The sequence below is a fragment of the Streptomyces sp. NPDC029122 genome (assembly GCF_055569445.1).
In genome coordinates this window covers 98,526-118,031 of the sequence record NZ_JBVHWK010000018.1, presented here as the reverse complement: position 1 = coordinate 118,031, position 19,506 = coordinate 98,526, and the positions used below count along the sequence as shown (strand labels likewise).

General features: G+C 72.5%; 24 protein-coding genes. 10 read left to right on the top strand and 14 right to left on the bottom strand.

All coding sequences use genetic code 11. The features are described from left to right. Window positions 1-114 precede the first annotated feature (114 nt). Window positions 115-687, bottom strand: coding sequence for a Uma2 family endonuclease (locus ACZ4WZ_RS21540; RefSeq protein ID WP_467892631.1), 573 nt, complete (start codon window positions 685-687; stop codon window positions 115-117). A gap of 137 nt (window positions 688-824) precedes the next feature. Here ACZ4WZ_RS21540 and ACZ4WZ_RS21535 point away from each other — a divergent pair, with 137 nt between their 5' ends. Together ACZ4WZ_RS21535 and ACZ4WZ_RS21530 are read left to right on the top strand one after the other, a co-directional pair. Further along, on the top strand, window positions 825-1,460 hold the full coding sequence (locus ACZ4WZ_RS21535; RefSeq protein ID WP_467892574.1) for a phosphoribosylanthranilate isomerase: 636 nt from the start codon (window positions 825-827) through the stop codon (window positions 1,458-1,460). Window positions 1,461-1,674: 214 nt separating this feature from the next. Beyond that, on the top strand, window positions 1,675-2,352 hold the full coding sequence (locus tag ACZ4WZ_RS21530) for a hypothetical protein (RefSeq protein ID WP_467892573.1): 678 nt from the start codon (window positions 1,675-1,677) through the stop codon (window positions 2,350-2,352). A gap of 93 nt (window positions 2,353-2,445) precedes the next feature. Here ACZ4WZ_RS21530 and ACZ4WZ_RS21525 read toward each other — a convergent pair whose 3' ends face one another. After that, window positions 2,446-2,943 carry a hypothetical protein gene (locus ACZ4WZ_RS21525; protein ID WP_467892571.1) on the bottom strand — a complete coding sequence of 166 codons (498 nt, stop codon included), beginning with the start codon at window positions 2,941-2,943 and terminating at the stop codon, window positions 2,446-2,448. Window positions 2,944-3,121: 178 nt separating this feature from the next. On the opposite strand from ACZ4WZ_RS21525, the gene ACZ4WZ_RS21520 reads away from it, so the two are divergent. Beyond that, window positions 3,122-3,784, top strand: a complete 663-nt coding sequence (locus tag ACZ4WZ_RS21520; protein ID WP_467892569.1) for a LamG domain-containing protein — start codon at window positions 3,122-3,124, stop codon at window positions 3,782-3,784. A 114-nt stretch (window positions 3,785-3,898) separates the two neighbouring features. Here the strand turns inward: ACZ4WZ_RS21520 and ACZ4WZ_RS21515 are convergent, their stop codons facing one another. The 3 genes from ACZ4WZ_RS21515 to ACZ4WZ_RS21505 all read right to left on the bottom strand — a co-directional run bounded on the left by ACZ4WZ_RS21515 (window position 3,899) and on the right by ACZ4WZ_RS21505 (window position 5,794). Continuing rightward, window positions 3,899-4,681 carry an SDR family oxidoreductase gene (locus ACZ4WZ_RS21515; protein ID WP_467892567.1) on the bottom strand — a complete coding sequence of 261 codons (783 nt, stop codon included), beginning with the start codon at window positions 4,679-4,681 and terminating at the stop codon, window positions 3,899-3,901. A 79-nt stretch (window positions 4,682-4,760) separates the two neighbouring features. Next, the gene (locus tag ACZ4WZ_RS21510; RefSeq protein WP_467892565.1) at window positions 4,761-5,339 is read right to left on the bottom strand and encodes a TetR/AcrR family transcriptional regulator; all 579 of its coding nucleotides are present in this window, start codon (window positions 5,337-5,339) and stop codon (window positions 4,761-4,763) included. Window positions 5,340-5,446: 107 nt separating this feature from the next. Then, a complete protein-coding gene (locus ACZ4WZ_RS21505) occupies window positions 5,447-5,794 on the bottom strand; it encodes a protease inhibitor I9 family protein (RefSeq protein ID WP_467892563.1) in 348 nt (115 codons plus the stop codon). 365 nt (window positions 5,795-6,159) lie between these two features. Between ACZ4WZ_RS21505 and ACZ4WZ_RS21500 the strand changes: the two genes are divergently transcribed. Then, window positions 6,160-7,347, top strand: coding sequence for a S8 family peptidase (locus tag ACZ4WZ_RS21500; protein WP_467892561.1), 1,188 nt, complete (start codon window positions 6,160-6,162; stop codon window positions 7,345-7,347). A 4-nt stretch (window positions 7,348-7,351) separates the two neighbouring features. On the opposite strand, the gene ACZ4WZ_RS21495 is transcribed toward ACZ4WZ_RS21500, so the two are convergent. Together ACZ4WZ_RS21495 and ACZ4WZ_RS21490 are read right to left on the bottom strand one after the other, a co-directional pair. After that, entirely contained in the window at window positions 7,352-7,663 is a 312-nt protein-coding gene (locus ACZ4WZ_RS21495; protein WP_467892559.1) for a DUF397 domain-containing protein, read from the bottom strand. Further along, the gene (locus ACZ4WZ_RS21490; RefSeq protein WP_467892557.1) at window positions 7,647-8,480 is read right to left on the bottom strand and encodes a helix-turn-helix domain-containing protein; all 834 of its coding nucleotides are present in this window, start codon (window positions 8,478-8,480) and stop codon (window positions 7,647-7,649) included. The genes ACZ4WZ_RS21495 and ACZ4WZ_RS21490 overlap by 17 nt, the downstream gene beginning before the upstream one ends. Before the next feature lie 114 nt (window positions 8,481-8,594). Between ACZ4WZ_RS21490 and ACZ4WZ_RS21485 the strand changes: the two genes are divergently transcribed. Beyond that, on the top strand, window positions 8,595-8,813 hold the full coding sequence (locus tag ACZ4WZ_RS21485; RefSeq protein WP_467892555.1) for a hypothetical protein: 219 nt from the start codon (window positions 8,595-8,597) through the stop codon (window positions 8,811-8,813). Continuing rightward, entirely contained in the window at window positions 8,810-9,475 is a 666-nt protein-coding gene (locus ACZ4WZ_RS21480) for a hypothetical protein (RefSeq protein ID WP_467892553.1), read from the top strand. The genes ACZ4WZ_RS21485 and ACZ4WZ_RS21480 overlap by 4 nt, the downstream gene beginning before the upstream one ends. Before the next feature lie 23 nt (window positions 9,476-9,498). Here ACZ4WZ_RS21480 and ACZ4WZ_RS21475 read toward each other — a convergent pair whose 3' ends face one another. From ACZ4WZ_RS21475 to murQ, 4 genes are all read right to left on the bottom strand, one after another. Continuing rightward, a complete protein-coding gene (locus ACZ4WZ_RS21475; protein ID WP_467892551.1) occupies window positions 9,499-9,912 on the bottom strand; it encodes a DNA-binding protein in 414 nt (137 codons plus the stop codon). Then, complete coding sequence (locus tag ACZ4WZ_RS21470; RefSeq protein ID WP_467892630.1) at window positions 9,909-10,148, bottom strand: CopG family transcriptional regulator; 240 nt, start codon at window positions 10,146-10,148, stop codon at window positions 9,909-9,911. The genes ACZ4WZ_RS21475 and ACZ4WZ_RS21470 overlap by 4 nt, the downstream gene beginning before the upstream one ends. 208 nt (window positions 10,149-10,356) lie before the next feature. After that, window positions 10,357-11,841: a PTS transporter subunit EIIC gene (locus ACZ4WZ_RS21465; protein WP_467892549.1), complete on the bottom strand. Its 1,485-nt coding sequence runs from the start codon at window positions 11,839-11,841 to the stop codon at window positions 10,357-10,359. A 60-nt stretch (window positions 11,842-11,901) separates the two neighbouring features. After that, window positions 11,902-12,852, bottom strand: a complete 951-nt coding sequence (gene murQ / locus ACZ4WZ_RS21460) for an N-acetylmuramic acid 6-phosphate etherase (protein ID WP_467892547.1) — start codon at window positions 12,850-12,852, stop codon at window positions 11,902-11,904. Between the two features lie 142 nt (window positions 12,853-12,994). Here murQ and ACZ4WZ_RS21455 point away from each other — a divergent pair, with 142 nt between their 5' ends. Next, window positions 12,995-13,372 (top strand): hypothetical protein, encoded by a 378-nt coding sequence (locus ACZ4WZ_RS21455; protein ID WP_388942316.1) that lies wholly within the window; start codon window positions 12,995-12,997, stop codon window positions 13,370-13,372. Window positions 13,373-13,379: 7 nt separating this feature from the next. After that, a complete protein-coding gene (locus tag ACZ4WZ_RS21450) occupies window positions 13,380-13,652 on the top strand; it encodes a DUF4031 domain-containing protein (protein ID WP_467892545.1) in 273 nt (90 codons plus the stop codon). Window positions 13,653-13,698: 46 nt separating this feature from the next. Here the strand turns inward: ACZ4WZ_RS21450 and ACZ4WZ_RS21445 are convergent, their stop codons facing one another. Next, entirely contained in the window at window positions 13,699-14,913 is a 1,215-nt protein-coding gene (locus ACZ4WZ_RS21445; protein ID WP_467892544.1) for a Cmx/CmrA family chloramphenicol efflux MFS transporter, read from the bottom strand. 98 nt (window positions 14,914-15,011) lie between these two features. Continuing rightward, window positions 15,012-15,650 carry an HD domain-containing protein gene (locus tag ACZ4WZ_RS21440; protein WP_467892542.1) on the bottom strand — a complete coding sequence of 213 codons (639 nt, stop codon included), beginning with the start codon at window positions 15,648-15,650 and terminating at the stop codon, window positions 15,012-15,014. 108 nt (window positions 15,651-15,758) lie between these two features. Here ACZ4WZ_RS21440 and ACZ4WZ_RS21435 point away from each other — a divergent pair, with 108 nt between their 5' ends. Beyond that, window positions 15,759-16,451: a copper homeostasis protein CutC gene (locus ACZ4WZ_RS21435; RefSeq protein ID WP_467892540.1), complete on the top strand. Its 693-nt coding sequence runs from the start codon at window positions 15,759-15,761 to the stop codon at window positions 16,449-16,451. Window positions 16,452-16,915: 464 nt separating this feature from the next. On the opposite strand, the gene ACZ4WZ_RS21430 is transcribed toward ACZ4WZ_RS21435, so the two are convergent. Next, complete coding sequence (locus tag ACZ4WZ_RS21430; protein WP_467892628.1) at window positions 16,916-18,889, bottom strand: HelD family protein; 1,974 nt, start codon at window positions 18,887-18,889, stop codon at window positions 16,916-16,918. Window positions 18,890-19,300: 411 nt separating this feature from the next. Here ACZ4WZ_RS21430 and ACZ4WZ_RS21425 point away from each other — a divergent pair, with 411 nt between their 5' ends. Beyond that, complete coding sequence (locus ACZ4WZ_RS21425; protein ID WP_467892539.1) at window positions 19,301-19,489, top strand: hypothetical protein; 189 nt, start codon at window positions 19,301-19,303, stop codon at window positions 19,487-19,489. Window positions 19,490-19,506 lie beyond the last annotated feature (17 nt).

The window sequence follows — 19,506 nt, the reverse complement described above, 5'->3', positions numbered from 1 at the left end:
GATGTGTGTCATCTCCTCCTCTTCCCCCCCCTCTCTCCCCCCCCCCCCCCCCCACCTCCCCCCCCCCCCCCCCCCCCCCCCCCCCCCCCCCCCCCCTCGGGCGTTTCCGGTCCGCTAGAAGCCGGTGGTGTCCAGTTCGAAGCCGAAGGGCTCCGGGACGGGCAGCGGCTCACCGAAGGACACCGTCTTGCGGGCGCGGTACCCGTGCGGTGAGGGGTCCCAGAAGCAGGTGATCTCCGAGTCCTGCATGTCGATGACGAGGTAGACCGGCACGAGCCGGCCGTACACGTCCAGCTTCTCGTTCCAGTCGACGTCCTTGGTGGAGACGGACGTGAACTCACCGACGAGCGAGAGCGCCTCCCCGTCCGCGTACAGCCCGTCCTCTTCGAACGCCGCCTCGTCCGCGACGTACAGGTCCGGTCCGTAGCCGCGCTCCGACGCTGCGAAGCGGAAGAGGAAGGGCGAGGTGTCCGCGAAGTGCCCCTTCGGGACGTGAGCCTGGAGCTGCTCGCGCAGCATTCGCATGCGGCGGGAATAGCGCAGTTGCGAAAACGGCGACACGACGATCTTCCCCCGGATGAGCTCGGCCTTGAAGCCGTCTGGCGTGTTCAGTTCCGCGACCGTGCGCAGGAGTGTCTCGAACGTCGGCGGTGCCGCCTGCTCTATCGGTGTGGCCCGTTCGATCATGATCGTCACCGTCGTCCTCCGCGTGGTGTGCTGTGCACTGGGCGTGGGCCCCGTTCCAGGCTAGCGGCGTGTGCATGGCCCCGCCCGGGTGCCGAGACGGATCACCACCGATCGGGGGGTTTTGATTGACTGGGGACATGAGCGATCTGTTCGTCAAGATCTGCGGGCTACGGACCGCGCACGATGTCGACGTGGCCGTGGCGGCCGGGGCCGACGCCGTCGGGTTCGTCTTCGCGCCCGGCAGCCCCCGGACCATCGGCGCCGCCGAGGCCCGGGAGCTCGCCGCGCGGGTGCCCGGCGGGGTGCTGACCGTCGGGGTGTTCCGGGGGCAGTCCGTCGAGGAGGTGCGCCGGCTGACGGAGGAGAGCGGCGTGCGCGGCGTACAGCTCCACGGGGACGAGCCCGCCGCGTACTACGAGGAGCTGCGCGCCCCGGGGCGTACGCTGCTGCGCGCCACCGCCGAGCACGTCGAGCGCTGCGGCGGGTACGGGGAGGACCTGCTGCTCATCGACGCCCCCGACCCGGGCTCCGGCAAGCCCTGGAACTGGGGCTCGGAGGAGTTCACGGCGCCCGAGGGGCGCTGGCTGCTGGCCGGCGGGCTGACCCCGGGCAACGTCCGCGAGGCCGTGGCGGCGACCGGCGCCTGGGGCGTGGACGTCTCCAGCGGGGTCGAGCGGGAGCGCGGGGTGAAGTCCCCGGAGCTGATCCGCGCCTTCGTCGAGGCGGCGCGGGGCCCCGCGGCCCGGCGTGCCGCCGACAGCGTGCGGAGCTAGCCTGGAACAGGACGTCCGTGCCCGGGAGGGCGGCTCCCCGACCGGTGAACCGCCGGTCCGGGGAAGGCGATCCGAGGCGGACGAGGCCGCGTGCGCGTGCCCCGTCTTCCCCGGCCGCGTCGCACCCGGGACCACCCGCACCCGGGCCCTTGGCGCGCTCGCGCCGCCGGGATCCGCGCTCACCATCGATGCTTTCCCGGCAAGGAGGGAACGCATGAATCGGCATGCCCGTTACGCACTTCTCGCCCCGCTCCTGGTCACCGCGGTCGCCGTGCCGCCCGCACTGTCCGCGCAGGCCGCCCCCGTCACGGCCGCCGCCCCCCAGGCGACCTGCCGGCTCGTCGTGGCGCCGGGGACGAACCCCGTCGAGTTCGACCTCGTGATGACCGGCTTCAGGGGCGGCCAACTGCTCAGGGTCACGGGCCCGGAGAACTTCGAACGGAACGCCAACGGGGCGGGCTCCGCCACGGAGGAGAACGTCAAGAACGGCTCCTACACCGTGAAGAGCGGCTGGGGCAGGAACGAGCGGACGACCGGCTGCTCCAAGCCCCCCAGGCAGCCCGCCAAGCCCAAGATCACGTCCGCGGACATCACGGGTGCGTCCACCACCCCCGCGGCGGTCGACTGCACGAAACCGCAGAACGTGACGTTCGAGGGCAAGTTCTCCGGTACCGGAACCGGAGAGGTCGACTACATCTGGGCGGGCCAGGGCAAGCAGATCTCGCCCTCCCTCAAGTTCAACGCCCCGGAGACCGCGGCCGTGCCGTTCGTCGTGAAGTCCCCCACGCGTGCGGCGGTCACGGAGCCGGTTCCGAAGGTGTCCGTCCAGCTGTTCACGGGCAATGTGGCCGACAGCCTGACGTTCACCCTCACCTGCGCGCCCGGAACCTGACCGGTCCCCACGCGCCCACCACCGCGCTCCCCCCGGCATCCTGGTGCCGGGGGGAGCGCGGTGCGGTGCGGGAGCCCGACCCGAAGACCCGGCTCAGCAGAACTCCTTCGCCGCCGCCGCGGCTCCCGCGTCCCAGCCCTTGTCGTAGCTCGGGTGGTTCGGCGTGGCCGTCTTCGGCTTGGTGGCCTCGCAGTTCGCCTTGACCGTCTGGTAGCCGTCGGTGTAGCCCTTGCCGCGCTGGAAGTTCTCCTCTTGCTTCTCCGAGCGGGCCTTGGCGCACTTGACGCTTTCCTCGCCGTCGGAGCTCACGACGTGGTACTGGCCGTCGGGAAGGTCCGGCACGAGGATGGTTCCCGTGGCCGAGACGGGGTGCCCCGATCCGGAAGCCCCGGCGTTCGAGGCGTACGACACCTTTTCCCCCTTGGCGAACCCCTGCCCGGTCAGCTGGAACTTGCCTTCGACAGCGGTCCTCTCGAGGGCACAGCTCGGCTTGGCGGGCGCGGCCACCGCCTGCGCACCGGCGTACGGGGAGAGCGCGACCGCGAGGGCGAAGGGTGGTGCGAGCAGCGTGAGGCGACGCTTGCGGTTCATGGTCGTCCCTTTCGCGAGACAAAGAGTGGTATTTCCACGCTATTCCGCAAGGGGGCGCACGGCGCGCCAAACCGGAGAGCGCTTGTGCGACTACGCTCCGTCAGAATCGCGGTGCGTTCGGGTGCTTACCGGGCATAGGCACCGTATGCTCCCGCACCCGCTCGCATGGCTCCGGCGTATGACGCCGCCCCGCCTGTCCCCCGTCTTCACCGCCGACTTCTCCTCCACCACCCAGTGGGTGGTCGGCCGCTCCTGGGCCTATCCCGACGGCGGCCCCGTCAACCCCGGCGACAACAAGCTCGACCACCTCACCCCCGACCCCGCCTACAGCCGCACCGGCACCTTCCGGGCGACCCGGCGCCCCGACGGCAACTGGGATGCCGGGCTGCTCACCACCGAGGGCAGCGACGAGGGCTTCCAGGCCCGCACCGGCGACGTGCTGGAGGCCCGTGTCCGGCTGCCGGAGGAGATGGGCGCCTGGCCCGCCATCTGGACCTGGCGGGACGGCGGCCAGGAGATCGACGTCTTCGAGTACCACCCCGACAACCCCGACCTGCTGGAGCTGTCCAACCACGTCCGGGAGGCCCACCGCTACTACCGCGACCCGAGCGTCCGGCCCGGCGGATGGGTCGACCTGAAGGTGGAGTTCGGCCGCAGGTCGGTGGTCTGGTGGGTCAACGGCCGGCGCGTCTACTCCGACAACAGGGGCGTCGGCCGAGGCTGGCACGCGTACCTGATCGTCAACCTGTCCGTGTGCGCCGGCCGCTACCACCCCGCGCCCGACCCGGAGGTCAGCGAGATGTCGTACGAGGTCTCGCGGCTGACCGTGCACCGGCCGTAGCGGCATGCGTGATTCAGACGGATGCGGCAGCTCGGGCGGTGCGAACGCACCCGAATCCGCAGCGAGGCCATCCGCTGGGGCGGACGTCCCCTCACCGCCAGCGCGCCAGTCGTCTCACACCGTCTTGATGCCGCCGCCCTCGACGACGTAATCAGCACCGGTGACGCTGGCCGCGCGGTCCGAGACGAGGAACGCGACGACGGCCGCGACCTCGTCGGCCTCGACCATGCGGCCAGTGGTCATACCCATCGCCGCGGGTACCCCGGCCACGAAGTCGCGGTGCCCGACACCGTTCGCCTCTGCGAGGCGGGCACCGAAGCCGTCAGCGTCCTCCCACATACCGGTACGCGTCGGACCGGGGGAGACGGTGTTCACACGCACACCCTGGGGTCCGAACTCCTCGGACAGCGCCTTGCCGAACGCGTTGAGACCCGCCTTCGCGACGCCGTACTCGATCGGGCCCGTGCCCGGCAGGCGTGCACTCATCGACGAGATGTTCACCACCGAACCGCGGCGCTCCAAGACGCTCGGCAGCAGCCGACGGGTGACCCGGACCGTGCCGAACAGGTTGACCTCGAAGCTGTGCGCCCACAGGGCGTCATCGGTCGCGAGGAACCCGTTCAGGGTAAACGTGTCACCACCGCCCAGATTGTTCACCAGGGTGTCCACGCCGCCGAGCTCCGCGAGCGCCTGCGCCTCTAGCTCCTCGGCGCCTTCCGGCGTGCTCAAGTCGACCGCGACCGGGTGGGCGCCGGCCTCCTTCAGCTCGGCCGTGATCGTCCGGGCCGCACCCACCACGCGCATCCCCTCGGCGACGAGCAGCCGTGTGATCGCGAGCCCCACGCCCCGGCTGGCCCCGGTGACGACAGCGGTCTTCCCGGCGAGATCGAGCTCCATGTCAGACTCCTTGAATATATTTGAACTGCAGGTACAAAATTAGGCCGCAAAGAGGACGGTGCCGACCGGTGGTGTCGGACTACAGCGACGCCATCGCCGCGTCCACGACCCGCCTCAACTGCGTGGCATCCTCGGCGGTCTTCGCCAGTACACGCATACCGATTACTGTCGCGAGCAACCAGGCGGCCGTCGCCGCCGCGTCGCGGCCGCCGGCGATCTCGCCGGCCCGCTGACCTTCCTCAATGGTCGCCCGGAACGCGCTCTCCGTACGCGCGAACATCTTGCGTACCGTGTCCGCCGTCTCGGCGTCCGAGGTGGCCAACTCGGCGGCGGTGTTGACCGCCATGCAACCGCGTCGATCCGGGTCGCCCAGGTCGAGCTCGACCAGCGCCTCCAGCGCACCCCGCAGTCGATCCTTCGCCGAACCGGGGTGATCGAGAAGCGCCTCCAGCCACGCGGCCTGCGAGTCGCGGTAGCGCATCAGGGCCCGCTCGAACAGGGCATGCTTACTGCCGAAAGTGTTGTACAGACTGCCCTTGCCGATGCCGACCTCGTCCACGAGGTCCTGCGGCGTCGTCGCCGCGTACCCCTTGCGCCAGAACACGCCCATCGCGCGCTCCACCGCCACGTCCGGATCGAACTGCTTCGGCCTGCCCATGAAGCCACCGTAACACCGTTTTTGACCTTGAGGTCAAAATCAAGTTGCTTCGCTCAAGTCGATCCGGCCCTCGGCACACGACGATGGCATTGCCAGCGTCCTCCTGCCTAGGCGGGCACGCCCCTGGCCTCGCCGTCCTCCTCGACGGACTCCGCCACCGGGGTGTCTCGCAGGGCCCGCACCTGGTCCGGGGAGAGGCGGGCGGCGAAGCCGTTGCCCGCGTCGCGGTAGACGTGCGTCGGCCGGATCCCGTACGCCTCGGCGACCACGGCCGGGTCGAGCCCTTCGTGCACGGTGACGATGTACGAGGGGTGCTCGGGCGCCGGTACCGCCCGGGCGGTCGCGGAGCCGGGCGGCGTGACGGCGTGGGCCGGCAGGGCGGGCAGTACGGCTACGGCGGCCAGTGCGGCGGCGGCGACGGCCGCCGGCAGGGGACGGCTCGGGCGAGTGCGCATGACCCGGAGGTCATCACGCACGGCCGGGCCGGTCAACGACCCCGGCGGCGTGGCGCCCACGGGCAGGAGTGAACAACGAGTGCGCCCCCTCGACGGGTGACTGCCCGTACGGGTGAAGTTCCCGAACGCGCGAGCGGGTGGCCCGGCGGGCCGTAGGCCCCGGACGGCAGCGGGAAGGATCCTTTCTGCAACGGCTGCGGCGAACGGGCGAGGCTCGCCGCGGCGTCCATCGGCCAAGCGGGGAGGGTGGTTCAAGTCCCCCTCGGCAGCGGACCGATGAAGAGGACGGCCGCCTTCAGGGACGCGTTCTGCGGACCCGCGAGAGGGCGGCCCTCATGTCAGCCCTTCCCCTCGGGAGTCCCCCCATGCGCCTCATCGCAGGTGTAGCCACCGCCACCGTCCTCGCCCTCGCCCCGGTGGCCGCCGGCACGGCGTCCGCCGCCGCGCCCGAGCCGACCCCGGCTCCGCTGCAGACGTCCGCCGACGCCGTGCCCGGCGAGTACATCGTCACCCTCGACAAGGGCGTGGACGCGGCGAAGCTGGCGGAGAAGCTCAGGCTGAAGCCGAAGCACGTCTACTCCTCCGCGCTCAACGGCTTCGCGGTCCCGCTCACCCCGCTCCAGCTGGAGGCCCTCCGGCTGACCGTCGGGGTGAAGGCGGTCGAGGAGAACACCAAGGTGGCTTCCGTACCGATGCCCGCCGCTCCGAGCGCCAGCCGGGCCCCGTCCTCCTCCTGGGGCCTGGACCGCATCGACCAGCGACAGCTGCCGCTCAACAACGACTTCACCGTCAGCGGCAGCGGCGCCGGGGTGACCGCTTACATCCTCGACACCGGCATCGACTACCTCCACAGCGAGTTCGGCGGCCGCGCCACGTTCGGGTTCGACGCGATGCCGGACGCCGCGACCCAGCGGGGCCAGGACTGCAACGGCCACGGCACGCACGTCGCGGGCACGGTCGCGGGCGCCACGTACGGCGTCGCGCGCAAGGCGAACCTGGTGAGCGTGCGCGTCCTCGGCTGTGACGGCAGGGGCTCCTACGCCGGCATGATCGCGGGCATGGACTGGGTGGCCAAGAACGCCAAGCAGCCGGCCGTGCTCAACGGCTCCCTGGGCGGCCCGCGTTCCGAGGCCCTCAACAACGCGGCCAACGCCCTGTCCGACGCGGGCGTCCTGCCGGTCATCGCGGCGGGCAACGAGGCGCAGGACGCCTGCAACGTCTCGCCCGCGTCGGCTACCCGCGTGGTCACCGTGGGAGCGACCAACCGCTGGGACGAGGAGACCACCTTCTCCAACTACGGAAACTGCGTCTCCCTGTACGCCCCCGGCCAGGAGATCGTCTCCGCGAAGCTGCGCGGCGGCAGCGTGGCCCTGAACGGTACGTCCATGGCCGCGCCGCACGTCGCCGGTGTCGTCGCCCTCTACAAGCAGGCGCACCCGAACGAGCTGCCGGCGGACATCGCCAACTTCCTGGGTGAGGAGTCCACCAAGGACATCCTGACCTCGCTCAGCAAGGGCTCGCCGAACCAGCTGCTGTTCACCAACGGCCTCTGACCGGTCAGAGCGCCGCGACGAAGGTCGCCCAGGCCCGCGCGTGGAACACCACGTGCGGGCCTTCGGGCTGCTTGGAGTCCCTCACGGGGACGAGGTCGGTGTGCGCGTCGCAGACCTCGACGCAGTCGCCGCCGCTGCCGCCGCTGTGGGTGGCCTTCCGCCAGCTGGCCATTTCGACGCAACTGCCGCCGCTGCCGTCGCTGTGGCTGGACTTGCGCCACGTGGCCATTTCCAGGCAGTCGCCGCCAGTGCCGTCGCTGTAGCTGGACTTGTGCCAGATGGCTGTCGACAGGTCGTACTTAGGCATGGGCTTCATGCTCGTATTCCTCCGCCACTGACTCGATCAGCGCCAGCGACATGCGTGGTGGCAGTGCGCTGGCCGTGAGGAGATCGTAGGTCAGCGTGTGACGAGTGACCGTAGCTGGATCGTCCAACAGCATGCCCGTTGCATTGCCTTGTACGTAGGCCAGCGGGGGAGCGTCCGTGAACGACATCAGCTTCAGGGTGCCTCCCATCGATGCGTGTGCACCTGCGCTGAAGGGGAGAACTTGAACGATGATTCGGCATGAACGGATCAGACCTGCGATGTGCCGTAGGGATACGGCCATCACGGATGCGCCTCCGACTGTCCGCCGGAGGACGGTCTCGTCAAGAAGGCACCACAACTCCGGCCTTGTTGGGTCCTTCAGTAGAGCGGCGCGGTCGAGTCGGTTCCTGACCAGCTCGTCGATGACATCCTCAGTTGCGGTCGGCCGGTAGGCGCGGAATACCTCTTGGGCGTACGCCTCGGTCTGAAGCACGCCCGGGATGGCCAGCGGCGCGTACTCCCGGATGGTCAGGGCTTCCGCCTCCGCTTCGGCCGCCTCCGCGAAGTGGTCGGGGTACTTGGACTTGCCGTCCTTGCCGCAGTTGCGGCTGAAGAAGCCCTCCGTCCCCAGGATGGCGTCTATCGCCTTGGCCAGTTCGAGTGTGATTCTGCGGGTGCCCACTTCCATCTGGCCGACGTACGAGCCGCTCACGAAAAGCCGTTCGCCGAGCGCGGCTTGGCTCATCGCAGCACGTTCGCGGGCTACGCGGAGCTCGGCGCCGAGGAGGGCGCGGGGTGATGAGGGATCGAGTTTCTTGCGTGGCATGACAACTCCCGGTCCAGCATGTGCGGTTGCTGTGGTGGCCCACTTGAAAGGCTAGCCACCTGATCGCCACTCTGTGTACAGAAGCTGAATACTCAGAGTGGAAGGTGATATGTCATGGTGCTCTCCCCGCAGGAGCGGATGAGGGCGGCCGAAGAGGCCGTCCGGCAGTTGAAGGACGCACTGGGCGGGGTGGGGGTGGTGTTCCCGTCGCTGGACGTGGAGCGGGTTTCGGCGGCCGGTACGTACGGACTGCCCCTGGTCGACCTCGGGCGCTGCAACATCGACACCGCGCTCCGGCTGGCCGCCGTCCTGCACGAGCGGGCCGGCCGGTGAGCGAGCCGGTGGACGCGGCGCAGTTCGCCTTCGAGCTCGGGTGGAAGCTGCGCGGGCTGGAGGCGGTCCTGGTGGGGGGCGGCTGGCGGCGGCAGGGTCTGGGGCTCGCCGTAAGGGCGCGGCCCAGCGGCGGGGGCGGCGGGGAGTGGACGGCCGTCGGGGACGACGGGGAGCGGCGGGAGACGCGTACCGCCGATACGGCGGACGAGGCGACGGCGCAGGTGCAGGAGGCCTTCGGGATGAAGGGGTGGCGCCCGCAGCCGCCCCCGCCGCCGGGGTGGCAGCGGTTCACGCTGGTGCACTGCCCGGTGGGGGAGTGTCCCCCGTACGACGACGCCCGCTACGAGCGGCTCAAGGCGCAGCCGCCGCGCGGGTGCGTGGCCGAGGAGATCGGCGGGTACTTCGGGCTGTGCTGCGAGCGGCCGGGCGAGCGGCTGCTGGACGCGGTCGCCGACGTGTGCTTGGAGGTCCGCGAGCGGTACGGGCTGCTGATGAGCGACCTCGGCATCGAGAAGCTGTGGGGATGGTCCCCGGACGGTACGGACGGCTGGGGCGCCGAGATCGTCGGGCAGCTGCTCCTGATGGCGGCGGAACGGGGCCCGAAGCTCGGCTACTCCGTGGACGACCTGGTCCGCTTCCTGCGGACGGCCGCCGGGTCATAAGGAACCGGCGGCCGCCGGGCGGGTCAGACCTTGACGGCGACGAGCCGCTTGCCGCAGAGGGTGGTGAGGTCCTCGGGGTCCGAGGTGAGGACGGTGACGGGCCCCGGTGCCGCCAGGGCGGTGGCGGCGAGCATGGCGTCGATCGCGTACTTATGGCCGTGCAGGCCGGCGTCACGGAGCAGGCCGGTGGCCCGGTGCGCGATCTCCTCCGTGACCGGCTGGACCACGACGTGGGAGAGAACCCACATGAGGGCGGGCATGCTGATCTCGGGGTGCACGACCTCGGCGAGGGTGGCCGAGCTGGTGATCACCCGCATGTCGTCGGTGCGGGCGAGGGTGAGCCAACGGGTGACCGTGCGGTCGCGCCCGACGGCCTTGGCGAGCGCCTCGCGGCCGAGGACGAGAGTGCCGCCCGGCGATACCGGATGTGGGGTCATGCGGCGCTCCTGGGCTCTTCGTTCTCGCCGGTCCGGTCTTCGCGGGCACGCTGGAGGATCTCCCGGGTGGCCCGGATCTCCTTCTCGGTGATGGGGCCGTGCTCGGCTTCGGCCACGGCGATGAGCTCGTTGAGGTTGTCCCGCTCGATCTGGCGGGCCACGGCGGCGGTGACGTAGGCGGAGAGGCCCGAGGGGCCGCTGCAGGCGCGAGTGGCCTCTGCGACGTGGGGCGGCATCGAGATGGTGTAGGTCCGCGTGGGCTCGCTCGTGCCACCCGGGGTGCTTCCGATGCCACCGCCGTACGCGGAGGAAGGAGCGAAGGAATACATGCCGCATACGCTCCTGGCATATGCGGCGGCGCGGGGCGGGTTGGCGGGACGTTAGCTCGATGGGGTGAGGCGTCCCGCAGGGCGGGGAGCCGGTCGCTCCCCGCCGTCGTAGGGGTCAGACCATCGCGGGTTTCGCCTCCGGGCCGGTGCCCGAGGCGGCGGGCGGCGCCGGGTCGGGGCCGGTGTCGAGGTCCGCCAACATCTGCGGGGTGAAGCCGAAGAAGTACGTCGCGGCGAAGCCGACCAGGTAGCCGACCCCGAGGCCGCCCGCGTAGACGGCGACGGTCGCGCCCATGCCCGACGTACCGTCCAGCAGCGGGAACAGCGCCCACCCCGAGGGGCCGATCGCGGTGGAGCCGAAGTCGACGCCCAGCTGGTTGCACAGCCCGACGAAGGCCCCGCCCGCCGCGCCGCCGACGCAGGCGGTGACGAACGGGCGGCCCAGCGGCAGGGAGACCCCGTAGATCAGCGGCTCGCCCACCCCGAGGAAGCCGGCGGGGAGCGCCGACTTGATGGTGGTGCGGATCGAGCCGTTGCGCGGGAGGCGGCAGTAGACGGCGAGGGCCGCGCCGACCTGGCCCGCGCCGGCCATGGCGAGGATCGGCAGCAGGACGGTGTAGCCGGACTGCTCGATGAGGGTGGTGTGGATGGGGATCAGCGCCTGGTGCAGGCCGAGCATCACCAGCGGCAGGAAGAGACCGCCGAGGACCAGCCCGGCGAGGGCACCGCCGGCGGCCAGCAGCCAGTTCGCGAAGGCGCCGATCGCGGCGGCGACCTCACCGGCGAGGAACATCAGGCCGAAGAGGGTGACCAGGCCCGTGACGAGGACGGTGAGGGTCGGGGTGACCAGCACGTCCAGGGTCTCCGGCACCCAGCGCCGGCACCACCGCTCCACGTGCACGGCGAGCAGGGCGGCCGCCAGCGCACCGAGGACCCCGCCCTGGCCGGGGGAGAGGTGCTCGCCGAAGGCGTCGATCCGGGCGACCCCGGGGAAGACGATGACCGCGGCGGCGGCCCCGCCGAGCACGGGGGTGCCGCCGAACTCCTTGGCGGTGTTGAAGCCGACGAAGACCGCGATCAGCGACATGAACCCGGACGCGATGGCGGCGAGGGCCGGGACCACGGCCGGGGCCCAGCCGAGGTTGGCGAGCAGGCCGTTCAGGCCCGCGATGACGCCGCAGCCGATCAGGGCGGGGATCAGCGGCACGAAGACGTTCGCGATGCGGCGCAGCAACAGCTTGAAGGGGGTCGCGTTGCGGGCCTTCCGGGCCTCCTTCAGCGCGGCGCCCCGGTCGGCGAGGTCCCCGGCGGTGACCCCGGCCGGCTCCGCCGCGCGGGTGCGGCCCGCCTCGACCAGCGCCTCGAACTCGGGCGTGACCCGGGCGACGGTGCCCGGTCCCAGCACGATCTGGTACGTGTCGTCCTCGACCACGCCCAGCACCCCGGGCACGGCCCGCAGGGCGGCGTCGTCCACGAGGGAGCGGTCGCGCAGGCCGATGCGCAGCCGGGTCATGCAGTGCGCGACGGAGCCGATGTTGTCCGGGCCGCCGACCAGGGGGAGGATCGCGGCGGCGGTGGCGCGGTTCTTGTCAGTGGACATGTACTCGCCTTGCGTGGGAGGGCGTCTACTGGGCTGGGGCCGAGTGGGACCGAAGGGGCGCTACCCGGACTCGGCCCGGGCGCGGTCGAGGGCGTCGCGGAGGTGTCCGCGCGCCCCGGCGAGCAGGCGGGCGGCGCCGGGGCCGTCGACCCCGCCGAGGACGACGAGGATCGCGTCCTTCACCTCGCCGCCGGTCGCCGCGAGCGCCGCCTCGATCTCCGCGTCCGGGGCGCCGGTCGCCAGCGCCACGATGCGGCGGGACCGGGCGCGCAGCTTCTCGTTCGTGGCGCGTACGTCGACCATGAGGTTCCCGTACGTCTTGCCGAGGCGGATCATCGTGACCGTCGAGATCAGGTTCAGTACGAGCTTCTGCGCCGTGCCCGCCTTCAGCCGGGTGGAGCCGGTCAGCAGCTCGGGCCCGACGACCACCTCGATGCCGTGCTCGGCGGCCGCCGCGAGGGCGGACCCGGCGTTGCAGGACAGCCCGACGGTGAGCGCGCCGCGCGTACGGGCGAACTCGACCGCGCCGACCGCGTACGGGGTGCGGCCGGAGGCGGAGACGCCGACCACGGTGTCCCCGGCGGTCAGGGCGAGGGCGGTGAGGTCGGCGGCGGCCAGCTCCCGGGAGTCCTCGGCGCCCTCGACGGCCTTCACCATGGCCCCCGGGCCGCCCGCGATCAGGCCGACGACCTGCGCCGGGTCGGTGTTGAAGGTGGGCGGGCACTCACTGGCGTCCAGTACCCCGAGCCGCCCCGCCGTGCCCGCGCCCGCGTAGACGAGCCGGCCGCCGCGGGCCATCCGCTCGGCGACGGCGTCGACGACGGCGGCGATCGGCTCCAGCTGCGCGGCGACGGCGGCGGGCACGGTGGCGTCCTCGGCGTTCATGACGCGGACGATCTCCAGCGTGGAGAGCCGGTCGATCTCCGCGAGCTCGGGCCGGAAGGCCTCGGTGGTCAGCGTCTCCAGCTCGGCGCGGAGGGCGGCGTACGCGGTCGTGCGGTGGTCGCTCACGGCTGGAACCTATTTTCCGGCGGGGCCGGGGGCAAGAAGGCACGCCCCCGCCGGTGCGCCGGGGTGGCGCGGGAGAAGGCGGGGAAGACGCCGGGGAAAGGGGGCCTTCGCCCGGCGGCCGGTCCGGGTCCACAATGAGCCCATGGACCACGCGACCCCCCTGGAACAGGCGCTGCACGTCGCCCGTGCCCTCGTTCTCGCCGATCTCGCCGCCGGTGAGGTCGCCGATGCCGATGTCGTCTCCCTTGTCGAGGACTCGGTCACGCACCGCCGGTGGTGGGTGGAGCAGTGGCCGGAGGGGGTCGACTACCTGGCCGGACTCGTCGCGCAGGACGTGAAGGACGCCCTGCTGGAGAAGTACGGACGCTGGCCGATGTGTCCCGTCTGCGTGCACGGGGAGCCGCACGCGCTGGACGTGGAACCGGAGCTCGGACGCGACCCGCACTGGGTGTGCTCGGAGGCCGGGGTGAAGGTCGCGGCCGTGGGCGGCCTCGGCCCCGTCCTCCACCCGGGCCGGTGAGACGCCGGTGACGGTGTACATCGACCCGCCGGTCTGGCCGGGACACGGCCGCGTGTGGTCGCACCTGGTCAGCGACGTCTCGTACGAGGAACTGCACGCCTTCGCGGCCCGCATCGGCTGCCCGCCGCGGGCCTTCGAGCGGGACCACTACGACGTGCCCTCGCACCGCTACGCGGACGCGGTCGCGGCGGGCGCGGTGGAGATCGGCAGCAAGGAACTGGTCCGCCGCCTCACGGAGGCGGGCCTGCGACGGCCGAAACACCGCCCGCCGGTGGCCTGAGCGCCGGTGGCTCCGCGGCCCGGGGCGGCGCCCCGGGCCGGGCCGTTCAGCTGCTGACGGGGTCCGCCGCCCGGTGGGCGGGGGAGCCGGCCACCACGCGGGTCGCGCGGGGCGGCGTACGGCGGTCCAGGCGGAGGGCGAGGGCGGTGAGGGCGAGGGCGGTGACGGTCATGGCCGCGCCCGCCCAGGCCGGGGAGGAGAAGCCGAATCCGGCGTCGATGACCGTGCCGCCGAGCCAGGGGCCGCCGGTGTTGCCGAGGTTGAACGCGGCGGTGATGGTGGCTCCGGCGAGGGTCGGGGCCGCTCCGGCGACGTTGAACAGCCGGGCGTTGAGGGCCGGGGCGGTGAAGAACGCCGAGACTCCGAGCAGGAACGCCAGGGCGATCGCGGCGGCCGCGCTGGAGGCCAGCACGGTGAGGGCGCCGAGGAACACCGTCGAGGCGGTGATGCCCCAGAGCATCACCCCGAACAGGTGCGCGTCGGCGATGCGCCCGCCGACGGTCGTCCCGACCAGGGCGCCGGCGCCGAAGAGGCCCAGGATCCACGGCACCCACTTCGAGTCCAGTCCGGCCACGTCCGTGAGCAGCGGTGACAGGTAGCTGAAGGCGCAGAAGACGCCGCCCGCGGCCAGGGCCGTGATGCCGATCGACAGCCACACCTGGCGGTCGCGGTAGATGCCCAGCTCGCGGCGGAGGCGGGGCTTCTCGGCGGGCAGCGGGATCTTCGGGATCAGCGCGAGGATGCCGGCGAGGGCGACGGCGGAGGCGGCGCCGACCGACCAGAACGCGGAGCGCCAGCCGAAGTGCTCCCCGAGGAAGGCACCGGCGGGGACGCCGAGGACGTTGGCGATAGACAGGCCGCCGATCATGACGGACAGGGCGCGGGCCCGCTGGCCCTGGTCGACCATGGCGATGGCGACGGCCGTGCCGACGGCCCAGAACCCGGCGCAGGCGAGGGCCGACACCACGCGGGAGGCGAAGAGCAGCTCGTACGTGGGTGCCAGCGCGCCCGCGACCTGGCCGAGGCCGAAGAGGCTGATGAGGGCGATGAGGGTGGTGCGGCGCGGGAGGCGCAGGGTGGCGACCGCGAGCAGCGGCGCTCCGACGACCATGCCGATCGCGAACGCGGATATCAGCAGGCCCGCCTGCGGGATGGTGACGCCCATGTCCTGCGCGATGGGGGGCAGGAGGCCGGACAGCATGAACTCGCTGGTGCCGAGCGCGAAGACGGACAGGCCGAGGACGTAGACGGCGACGGGCATACGGGATCGGGGTCGTGCGGAGGCTGCGGGCATGTACTTCCCGAACCGCCGCGAAGCGGGACGCATTCCCGGGGACGTTCCGTATGTCAGGTCGGACGTCAGGTCAGCGAGGCCAGCTCGGCTTCCAGGTTGCGGCGTGCCGGGCCCTCCCAGTGGGCGGCGCCGTACGGGGTGCGGAAGAGGCGCGGCAGGGCGAGCAGGCCGCGCAGGACGGCGGCGCGGCCGGTGCGGAAGGCCTCGTCGGGGACGAAGCCGTACTCGGCACGGACGGCGGCGGCGTAGGCGGTGTAGGCGGCGGGGTCGCCGGCGAGGACGCCGAGGTCGGCGTCGCAGAGGGCCTCGCCGTTGGTGTCGCCGGGGGCGGGATCGTGGGTGACGGTGAGCCGCACCAGCCGGGCGACCTCGGCGGTGCGGGCCGCGTCGACGCCCAGCTCGGGCAGGGCGCGCTCGGCGAGGGCGGCGCTGCGCTCCTCGTTCTCGGAGCGGTCGGGGCGGTAGACGGCGTCGTGGAACCAGGCGGCGAGTTCGACGGCGGCGGTGTCGTCGGCGTGCCCGGCGAGTACGTCGAGCCGGGCGAGGACCTCGGCCAGGTGGGCGGTGGTGTGGTACCGGCGCTGGGGTTCCGCCCAGGCGGTGAGGAGGCGGTCGGCGTAGGGGGCGGGGTCGCGGGTGGCGCCGGCGGCGGTGGCGGTCGCCGCCCAGCGGGCGCGGAGGCGGTCGGTGTCGGGGGTTTCCATGCGGACATTGTGGGCTGGCGCGATTGTGCTGGTGGAGCGCGGGTGGGGCCCGTACCCTGGATATTGGACTAGACCTATTTTTCATATGGGCATAAGGATGGGGATCACATGAGCAACCGTGCGCTCCTGGAGGTGATCGCCCTCGACGTGGAGGACGCGGTCGCCGCCAGGGCAGGTGGGGCGGACCGCCTCGAACTGGTCACCGACATGGCCGCCGACGGGCTCAGCCCGGCGCGCGAGACCTTCGCGGCGATCAGGGCGGCGGTCGACATCCCGCTGCGCGTGATGCTCCGCACGGCGGACGGATTCGCGGCGGGCGACCTCTCCGTGCTGGTGGAGACCGTGCGGGGGCTGCGGGCGGAGGGCGCGGAGGAGTTCGTCCTCGGCTTCCTGCACCCGGACGGCAGCCCCGACCTCGACGCGGTCGAGGCCGTGCTGGCGGAGCTGGACGGCTGCCGGTGGACGTTCCACCGGGCGATCGACCGCGCGGCGGACCGGGACGGCCTGCGGAAGGCCCTCGCGGAGCTGCCGGGACTGGACACCTACCTGACGGCGGGGTCGGCGGCGGGGGTCGCGGACGGGCTGCCGGTGCTGGTGTCGGAGGCCGCAGCGGGCCGGCGCGGCGAGCCGGGGTACGGGCCGCGGCTCCTGGTCGGCGGCGGCCTCAACCTGGCGCACCTGCCGGTGCTGCGGGAGGCGGGCATCGACGCCTTCCACATCGGCGGCGCGGCGCGTCCCTCCGGGTGGGAGCGGCCGGTCTCGGCGGCGGCGGTGGCGGAGTGGCGCGAGGCGGTGGGGTAGCCCGTGCCCTGGCCGGGCGGTTGGGGGGTGGGGTGTTGCCCTGCCGGGCGGTTGCCTGGCCGGGCGGGGTTCGGGCGGGGTGGTTTCGGGTCGGGGTCGGTGCCGGGGTGGGGTGTCGTCCGGGGCGGGCTTCGATGTTCGGCGCCTGATCCGGATCCGGTTGTGCTCGGTACCGCGCGCCGAAATCATCTCGTTTTAGCCCCGGACGACACCCCACCCCGTCCCCGCCCCCTCACGTTGTTCTCCCGCCGCCCGTGTCTTTGCCGGCGCCGGCGTGCTGCTGGCAACTCCAGCCTGGTCGGCAACTTCAGCCTCGCCGGCGTTTGAGGCGCGGAGGGCTGGGGGCTGGCCCCCAGGAGACGGTCCGCAGGCGGGCGGGCTGTGCAGGCAACTCCAGCCCCGCCGGCGTTTGAGGCGCGGGGGTCTGGGGGGTGCAGCCCCCAGGGCGGCTCCGTGCAGCGGGGTCAGGCCAGGGGCAGCGGCAGCGTGGCGGCGTGGACCGCCGTCAGGCCGGACACGGCCCGGGTGAGGCACACGTACAGGCGGCGCAGCCCGGTGCGTTCGTCCGGCTCGCCGTCGACGATCGCCGCCGGCTCGTCCAGGACCACGTAGTCGTACTCCAGGCCCTTCGCCAGCGACGCCGGGACCAGGGTGAGGCGGGACTCCGCCGTGGTCTCCTCGCCGGGGGAGAGGTACGGCAGGCCCGCCGCCCGGAGGGCCTCCGCCAGTACCGGGATCCGGGCGTCGGCCGCGATCAGGCCGATCGAGCCCTCGTGCACGAGGGAGGCGCGGCAGGCGGCGATGACGTCCGCCGTCAGGTCGGTGGACGGGGTCACCCTCAGGGACCCCGGCGTCTCGCGGACCGAGGAGACCGGGGCCAGCCCCGGCGAGATCGAGGGCAGCAGTCGTGACGCGTACGCGATCACCTCGCGCGGCACGCGGAAGCCCGCCGTCAGCTCCTCCAGCACCGCTTCCGGCTTGCCCAGGTGCGTCAGCGCCTCCTCCCAGCTGCGCGTCGCCCACGGAGTGGTGCCCTGCGCGAGGTCGCCCAGTACCGTCGCCGAGCCCGTCGTGCAGCGGCGGCCGACCGCCCGGTACTGCATGGGGGACAGGTCCTGCGCCTCGTCGAGGACGACGTGGCCGAGCGAGGGCGTCCGTTCCACCAGGTCCGCCGCCTCGTCGATCAGCACCAGGTCCGCCGCCGACCACTTCGCCGACTTCACGCTCCGGAAGGGCTTCGGCCACAGCAGCAGCTTCTGTTCGTCGGCCGTGAGGACGCCCTCCGCGTGCAGGGCCAGGAAGTCCGCGTCCGACAGCAGGCGCAGGACCAGCTTCGCCGGCTCGACCGCCGGCCAGACCGCCTTGACCGCCGCCTTCACGGCCGGGTTGCGGGCCACCGCGTCCTGCACCCGGTCGTCCGGCGCCTCGCCCGCCTGCTCCATGCGGACGAGGACCGCGTGCGCGATCCGCTGCGGCAGCGCGTCGCGGGCGGCGCCGTAGCGGATGTCGCGGTCCTGGAGCTCGGTCACGATCTCCTCGAGCTCGTACGCCGGTACCCGCCACCGGCGCGAACCGCGGACCACCATCAGGGGCTCGGTGGGCGGGGTGACGTGCGAGCGGACGGCACGGCGCAGCACCTCCGCCATCCGGGCGTCGCCCTTGACCACCGCCGTGGCGGCGGAGTCGGTGCCGCGTACCTCCAGGCCGTCGCGGGCGACGAGGTCGTCGACGGTGGCCTGCTTGACCTCCAGCTCGCCCAGCGCCGGCAGGACCTGCTCGATGTAGTGCAGGAAGGAACGGTTCGGCCCGATGACCAGCGTGCCGGTACGGGCCAGGCGCTCGCGGTGCGCGTAGAGGAGGTACGCGACCCGGTGCAGGCCGACGGCCGTCTTCCCGGTGCCGGGGCCGCCCTGGACGCAGACCGAGCCGGACAGTCCGGAGCGGACGATCTCGTCCTGTTCGGGCTGGATCGTCGCGACGATGTCGCGCATGGGGCCCACGCGGGGCCGCTCGATCTCCTGCTGGAGCAGCTTGCTGACGGCCGGGGACTCGGCGGGGTCGCTGAGGTGCTCGTCCTCGTACGCGGTCAGTTCGCCGCCGGTGTAGCCGAAGCGGCGGCGCAGCACGACGTCCTGGGGGTCGGCCTTGGAGGCGCGGTAGAAGGGCTGGGAGACCGGCGCCCGCCAGTCGATCACCATCGGGTCGCCCTCGGCGTCGTGGACGTGGCGGCGGCCGATGTAGAACTGCTCGCCCCCGGCGCCCTCGGCGAGCTCCGCGCCCGGGGCGTGCAGGTAGTCGAGGCGGCCGAAGAAGAGCGGGGTGTGGGCGAGGTCGGCGAGGGCCTTGATGCGGTCGTCGATCTGGGCCTGGAGGACGATGGCGTTGACCCAGTTCGCGGTGACGTCGCGGATGTCGAGGGCCTCGACGTCCTCGCGCATGGCGCGCAGGGCGGAGCGGGAGGCGGCCAGGTGGGCCCGTTCCCGGCCGAGGGGACCGGTGGCGTCGGGAGCGGTGGTGTCGGGGGCGTGCGCGGACACGGAAGGGCCTCCAGCTGCGGGTCTGGTGCGGTACGGAAGCCCCCGGTTTCCGTCCGGAAGGCGGCTCTCCCCGGTGCGGCGGCGGGAGGCGGCAAGAGCGGAGAGTGTAGTCAGCCGGGCGGGGCCGCGCGAACGGATATCCGGGCCGGAAGCCCGGAGGGGGCGGGACCTCCGTACGGGTCATACCGGGGAGTGTCAGACCTCCGGCAGAGCCACTAGGGGATGCCATGGGCCGCGAGGAGGACCCGGGAGAGCTGCGGATTCCATCCCGAGGGCGATGTGCGGGAAGGGGCGGAGAAGCACCATGGACACATGAGCACCGCAACCTTTGTCCCGGTCCAGGGCGGGCCCGGGGCCGCAGGCGCCACCGCCGCCTCCGGCCACCGTCCCCGCCACCGCGTCGGCGATGTACTGCGCGCCGCCAAGGTCTTCGCCGCCGCCGCCGTGAGCGTCGCCGTCCTCGGCGAGTACGCCCACGACGCCGGCGTCATACGCCGCTGACGGGTACGCAGGCTTTG

Excerpts from the sequence above, each read along its gene's own strand:
- ACZ4WZ_RS21540 (WP_467892631.1), bottom strand. The coding sequence starts at position 687 with ATGATCGAACGGGCCACACCGATAGAGCAGGCGGCACCGCCGACGTTC.
- ACZ4WZ_RS21535 (WP_467892574.1), top strand. The coding sequence starts at position 825 with ATGAGCGATCTGTTCGTCAAGATCTGCGGGCTACGGACCGCGCACGAT.
- ACZ4WZ_RS21530 (WP_467892573.1), top strand. The coding sequence starts at position 1,675 with ATGAATCGGCATGCCCGTTACGCACTTCTCGCCCCGCTCCTGGTCACC.
- ACZ4WZ_RS21525 (WP_467892571.1), bottom strand. The coding sequence starts at position 2,943 with ATGAACCGCAAGCGTCGCCTCACGCTGCTCGCACCACCCTTCGCCCTC.
- ACZ4WZ_RS21520 (WP_467892569.1), top strand. The coding sequence starts at position 3,122 with ATGACGCCGCCCCGCCTGTCCCCCGTCTTCACCGCCGACTTCTCCTCC.
- ACZ4WZ_RS21515 (WP_467892567.1), bottom strand. The coding sequence starts at position 4,681 with ATGGAGCTCGATCTCGCCGGGAAGACCGCTGTCGTCACCGGGGCCAGC.
- ACZ4WZ_RS21510 (WP_467892565.1), bottom strand. The coding sequence starts at position 5,339 with ATGGGCAGGCCGAAGCAGTTCGATCCGGACGTGGCGGTGGAGCGCGCG.
- ACZ4WZ_RS21505 (WP_467892563.1), bottom strand. The coding sequence starts at position 5,794 with ATGCGCACTCGCCCGAGCCGTCCCCTGCCGGCGGCCGTCGCCGCCGCC.
- ACZ4WZ_RS21500 (WP_467892561.1), top strand. The coding sequence starts at position 6,160 with ATGCGCCTCATCGCAGGTGTAGCCACCGCCACCGTCCTCGCCCTCGCC.
- ACZ4WZ_RS21495 (WP_467892559.1), bottom strand. The coding sequence starts at position 7,663 with ATGAAGCCCATGCCTAAGTACGACCTGTCGACAGCCATCTGGCACAAG.
- ACZ4WZ_RS21490 (WP_467892557.1), bottom strand. The coding sequence starts at position 8,480 with ATGCCACGCAAGAAACTCGATCCCTCATCACCCCGCGCCCTCCTCGGC.
- ACZ4WZ_RS21485 (WP_467892555.1), top strand. The coding sequence starts at position 8,595 with ATGGTGCTCTCCCCGCAGGAGCGGATGAGGGCGGCCGAAGAGGCCGTC.
- ACZ4WZ_RS21475 (WP_467892551.1), bottom strand. The coding sequence starts at position 9,912 with ATGACCCCACATCCGGTATCGCCGGGCGGCACTCTCGTCCTCGGCCGC.
- ACZ4WZ_RS21470 (WP_467892630.1), bottom strand. The coding sequence starts at position 10,148 with ATGCCGCCCCACGTCGCAGAGGCCACTCGCGCCTGCAGCGGCCCCTCG.
- ACZ4WZ_RS21465 (WP_467892549.1), bottom strand. The coding sequence starts at position 11,841 with ATGTCCACTGACAAGAACCGCGCCACCGCCGCCGCGATCCTCCCCCTG.
- ACZ4WZ_RS21455 (WP_388942316.1), top strand. The coding sequence starts at position 12,995 with ATGGACCACGCGACCCCCCTGGAACAGGCGCTGCACGTCGCCCGTGCC.
- ACZ4WZ_RS21445 (WP_467892544.1), bottom strand. The coding sequence starts at position 14,913 with ATGCCCGTCGCCGTCTACGTCCTCGGCCTGTCCGTCTTCGCGCTCGGC.
- ACZ4WZ_RS21440 (WP_467892542.1), bottom strand. The coding sequence starts at position 15,650 with ATGGAAACCCCCGACACCGACCGCCTCCGCGCCCGCTGGGCGGCGACC.
- ACZ4WZ_RS21435 (WP_467892540.1), top strand. The coding sequence starts at position 15,759 with ATGAGCAACCGTGCGCTCCTGGAGGTGATCGCCCTCGACGTGGAGGAC.
- ACZ4WZ_RS21430 (WP_467892628.1), bottom strand. The coding sequence starts at position 18,889 with ATGCGCGAGGACGTCGAGGCCCTCGACATCCGCGACGTCACCGCGAAC.
- ACZ4WZ_RS21425 (WP_467892539.1), top strand. The coding sequence starts at position 19,301 with ATGAGCACCGCAACCTTTGTCCCGGTCCAGGGCGGGCCCGGGGCCGCA.